The organism is Hyphomonas sp. UBA3601 (assembly GCF_002375605.1).
Lineage (GTDB): Bacteria > Pseudomonadota > Alphaproteobacteria > Caulobacterales > Hyphomonadaceae > Hyphomonas.
The window spans coordinates 2,829-7,445 of the sequence record NZ_DFME01000110.1; the positions used below are offsets into that span (position 1 = coordinate 2,829).

Annotated in this window: 5 protein-coding genes; all 5 read right to left on the reverse strand. The window is 60.6% G+C overall.

All coding sequences use genetic code 11. The features are described from left to right. Window positions 1-315: hypothetical protein (locus tag B4F73_RS11175; protein ID WP_290483285.1), on the reverse strand; the 315-nt coding region annotated here is incomplete at its 3' end. 72 nt (window positions 316-387) lie between these two features. After that, window positions 388-1,815 carry a sensor histidine kinase gene (locus B4F73_RS11180; protein ID WP_290480387.1) on the reverse strand — a complete coding sequence of 476 codons (1,428 nt, stop codon included), beginning with the start codon at window positions 1,813-1,815 and terminating at the stop codon, window positions 388-390. A gap of 15 nt (window positions 1,816-1,830) precedes the next feature. Then, window positions 1,831-3,363, reverse strand: coding sequence for a dihydrolipoyl dehydrogenase family protein (locus tag B4F73_RS11185; RefSeq protein ID WP_290483286.1), 1,533 nt, complete (start codon window positions 3,361-3,363; stop codon window positions 1,831-1,833). Further along, window positions 3,363-4,106, reverse strand: a complete 744-nt coding sequence (locus tag B4F73_RS11190) for a TVP38/TMEM64 family protein (protein ID WP_290483287.1) — start codon at window positions 4,104-4,106, stop codon at window positions 3,363-3,365. Before B4F73_RS11190 ends, B4F73_RS11185 begins: the two co-directional genes overlap by 1 nt. After that, window positions 4,103-4,617: DUF547 domain-containing protein (locus B4F73_RS11195; protein WP_290483288.1), on the reverse strand; the 515-nt coding region annotated here is incomplete at its 5' end. The genes B4F73_RS11190 and B4F73_RS11195, both read right to left, overlap by 4 nt.

Below are 4,617 nucleotides of genomic sequence, written 5' to 3' on the forward strand. Positions count from 1 at the left end.
TTTCAGGGAACCCTCGAGAATGATTGGAAACTCAGCACTCGTCGCAGGGACTTTTACAGGCAGTATCATGCCGGGAACGATGGAATCTTCCAGCGGCGATGCGCTAAGGCAGATGCCACGTTTCTCAATGCCAATCTCGCAGTCGCGCCCCTGAAGGGAGAAGTCGCGATCATAGATGGCAAAGTCGGCTTCCTGAAAATGATCCACCGGCGTCACGTCAGGCCGGGGCAGGCTCGGCTGTAGCACAACAGCCAGTCCTGCAGCGGCCGCAGCGCCTGTTGAAAATAAAGTAGAAACAATGGTTTCGGGGGTCATGGTGTCCATCCAGCTATCTGGTGGACCAATGCATTCACCCCGGCTTGGTTCCAGCAAATGTGTCGGGACGTGTCATTCGTGCGGCGCAAGTGTGAGGCGGAAGACCGAGCCCGCGGGGCCGGTTTCAGCCAGGACCAATTCGCCGCCCATGGCTCGCGCCAGCTCTCTAGCGATGACAAGCCCAAGTCCGCTGCCCGTTTGCCGGGTCGTGCCGGCAAACGGGGTGAACAGGTTCGCTGCGGCCTTCTCCGGCATGCCAGGACCCGTGTCGGAAAAGACGATTTCATTGGTCTCTAAGCTGACGAAGATGCGGGAAGGGTCAGACCCGGCCGCTGACATGGCTTCGGCGGCATTTCGGAGCAGGTTTGCGGCGATGCGATGCAGGTGGTCAGGATCGGCCATCACATGTTCCAGCATATGAACATTGTTGACGAACTCGACCGATGGCCAGGCGGCGAGCGCTTCGTCGGCGGCCTCATCGAGCGCCTGTCGCAATTCAACCTGCTCCAGTTCTGCCGGCTGGGGCGTCGCCTTGCCATAGTCCAGCGTTTCGGTTGCCAGTGTGATTGCGCGGGTGAGCGCGCGCTCGAGTCGGGGGGCAGCCTTCTGTACACGCACGTCGTCCGAGCGGGCCAGGGAATCCGAAACCAGTTGGGCGGATGCCAGTGAGTTGCGGAGATCATGGTTGATCTTGGCCACTGCGGTGCCAAGTTCGGCCAAGTGAGAGCGCTGCCGGAAGCTTTCAGCCACGGCGCTCTCCATGTCGGCCAGCGCATTCTGGGCCCTGCCGATTTCGTCGCGCCGTTTGGTGTGAGGCAGGCGACGGGTCCATGAGCCGGGATCCATCCTGAATTGTTCGACGCTCAGCGTAACCCGCTGCATGGGACGCACGACGAGGAGGTGGAGTAAGACATAGATGATCGTGGCGGCGGCAAGTGCGATCAGCAGGGAAAGAGCGGCAATGCGGCGTGCATAGGCCAACAGCGCGGATTTCATCGGTGCGTGCGGCATCAGAACTTCGATGACCCGGTCTTCGTTCACGCCCTGCGCGGTGACGACCAGCACACGGTCATCCGGTGCGAAGAACGCGCCAAACGTATTGGCGACGCGGTTCGTGGATGTTGCCTCTCGCAGGTCGAGCATATGCATGTCGCCATCCAGAGGCATTTGGGCTGGCAATAGCTGGAAACGCATGTCGTCTTCCATTTCGGTGACGGCCCAGACTTCGGCATATTTGAGGAGCTCTGCCGACAATTCTTCGGAAACCGATCGGTCCGGCGCAGCTTCGAGGGCGAGGGATGCGATCCGGGCGGCTTGAACGCGTTCGGTCAGCCAGCTCGTACGGAAACCGGATGCACTCGGCACAAAGATGAAGGCTTCGACGACCAGAATGGCGAGTATGGTCAGGCCAAACAACCGAAATGAGAGGCTGTCGAACCAGCGCGCCCCGGCGCGGGTTTTCGTCAGAGCCGGCGGGGGCAGGTCGGCGGTGTCGTTCACACCGCCTGAACTAGCCTAGGGGATACGTTGGAGCAAGCCGACGAGTCGCTTTGCGCTCTTTCCGAACACAACATCGGCATAGTGCGCATTGGCAGCGCGTTTCACCCCTTCGGCCCGGGTAGGGTAAGGAGAGATGAAATTGGTTAGTTCCTTCACGCCAAGTCCATTGGACATGGCCACAGAAACCAGTTGAAGCAAGTCTCCGGCCTCCTTGCCGACGATTGACGCACCGAGCAGTTTGCCTTTGCGCACAATCAGTTTCACTTCGCCGTCTGTGTCAGCTTCGGCAATGGCGCGGTCGCTCTCCTCGAATTGGAAGCTCGGCGTCGTGATATCGTCTCCATGCTTTTCGCGGGCTTCGGCTTCTGTCAGACCCAGCTGGGCGACTTCCGGCGATGTGTAGGTGACGGCGGGCACCGGCAGGCTGTCTGCTTTTGTCCGCTGCTTGAAGAAGGCGCGGCGGGCAAAAACCGAGGCGTGCCAGCCAGCGATATGCGTGAATTGTTCGCGGCCGGCGGCATCGCCCAGCGCCCAGACCCGGCGGTTTGAGGCTGACCGTAAATTGTCGCCGACAATAATGCCCTTTCGGTCATGATCGACGTCGCCCTTGTCGAGATCCATGCCGTCAAAAACGGTCTGGCGACCGACGGCGACGAGCAGGTGTGATCCTTCGACCGTCCAGGCCTCGCCGTCCTTTGGCTCTGTGTGGACGCGGATGGTCTTTCCGTCCTGTTCAACCTTCGTAGCCTTGTAACCTTCCAGAAGAGTGACGCCTTCGGCGCGCAGGGCTTCGATGGCGATCTCGGCGTGGGCACGGTCGGATCGACCGAGTGCCTTGCCCATCTCGATCACGGTGACCTTGGCACCGAGCCGGACAAAGGCTTGCGCCATTTCCATCCCGATTGGACCGCCGCCGAGGATGACAAGGTGTTCGGGAAAGTCCGGCAGGTCGAAAATGGTTTCATTGGTCAGGTAGGGTGTGTTGGCGAGTCCTTCGATTGGCGGAATGAAGGCACGAGACCCTGTGGCGATGATGATGCGCCGGGCCTTTACCCGCGTGGTCGGGGAGATGACGGTGTCTGGGCTGGCAAACTTTGCATGTTCGCGGATAACCGTGCAGCCAAGGCCTTCAAATCGTTCCTGACTATCGACCGGCGCAATGGTCGCGATGGACGTGCGCACGTGCAGCTTCACCTTTTCCCAATCGATTCTTGGCGATGTGGTCTCGATACCGAACTTGCCAGCCTCGCGCACTTGGGCGGCGGCCTTGGCAGCGCTGAGCAGGGCTTTCGACGGGACACAGCCGGAATTCAGGCAATCACCTCCCATCTCGCCTTTTTCATACAGCACGACCGAGAGCCCGAACTGGGCTGCACCAGCCGCAGCCGACAGGCCAGCTGACCCAGCGCCGATAACGACAAGATCGGCTTTCATCTCGCGCATCGGGGCGGCGCCCGGCGAATGCGGCGCAGGGGAGGTCGCGACCTTGTCTGGATCCGCCGATCCGGCGAGCGGTGCACGGGCATTTTGGTCGGCATTGTCGGACATCAGGCAGCCTCTTCAATCTGGTTGGCCTTCTTGGGAAAGAACTTCTTCCACGCGACGGGTAACAGGGACACAACGCCCAGGGCGATCGCGGCGGGAAGCAGGTTCTGGAAAACGGAGGCAAGATCGGGATCTTCGCCCTTGGCGAAGGTCGCGCCGAGCCCTGCGCCGACCCATGTATAGGCGATCACACCCGGTATGATGCCGAGCGCCGTCGTGATGGCATAATCACGATACTTGGCGCCGAGGATGGCAGGCAGGATATTGGCGACAGGGAACGGCATGGCCGGAATGAAGCGCATGGCAAACATATAGGCCATGGGGCTGTTCTGGAATTCGGTCCGGACCTTGTCGGCATAGCCGCTCGCAATCTTGCGCATGAAGCCGCCCAGCGAAGTCTTCGCGGCAAGAAAGAGCAGGCTGGCGCCGAGGGTTGCGCCCACCACGGTGGCGAGCGTGCCGCCGGCAAGGCCGAACAGGAAGCCGCCACTGATCGTGATCCACAGTGCGCCGGGCAGCATGAAGACTGTGCTGGCTGCATAGACGCCCACATAGGCGGCAATGGCCAGGATCAGGTTGTCTTCAACGAACGCGCGTAGCGAGGCCTGCTGCTGGCGCAGTGTCTCAAGCGAAAGATAGTCGAACAGGCCGAAGAACCATGCGGCGATCAGGCCACCCGCAATCAGGTAGAGGGGCCACAGGCGCAACCAGAGCGGGCGCGAAGCGTGTTGGGTTTCTTCGGTCATTTGGCAGGGTCCGTCCGGGTATCATTGAGCGACCAGTCATAGGTGTAGCCGCGGATTTTGGGCGTAGCGCGGATATTCTCGGCGAGCGCCGGCTCGGCATATTGAAGCAGGTGTTTGATAACGCCATCTTTCGATCCGCCGAAGTCGACCTCAAACCATTTGTAGATAGACGATACAGTAAGTCCGCGGTTTCCGACCGTTACACCACGAGGGTGGTTGATGTAAGCACGCGCAGCGGCGTCGAGGTCTGCATCAAGTGTGTTCGCCGTCCAGGCGCGAGTGAGCAGGTTCGGGCAGCCATAAGAGGCGCAATTGATGGCATAATGGACGCGCGGGTCCCCGAAGCGGGGGCGCAAGATGTCGTGCTCTATGGCATCGAGCGAGACTTCGCGGCCGCCAGCCAATACGGTCACTTTCTTCCAGGGCCCCCCGAACAGGAAACCGTCGCGGATCGAATCCAGCGGGTACTTCTCCGCGATGTAGCGAACCGTCACAGCATTGTAGAGATTGG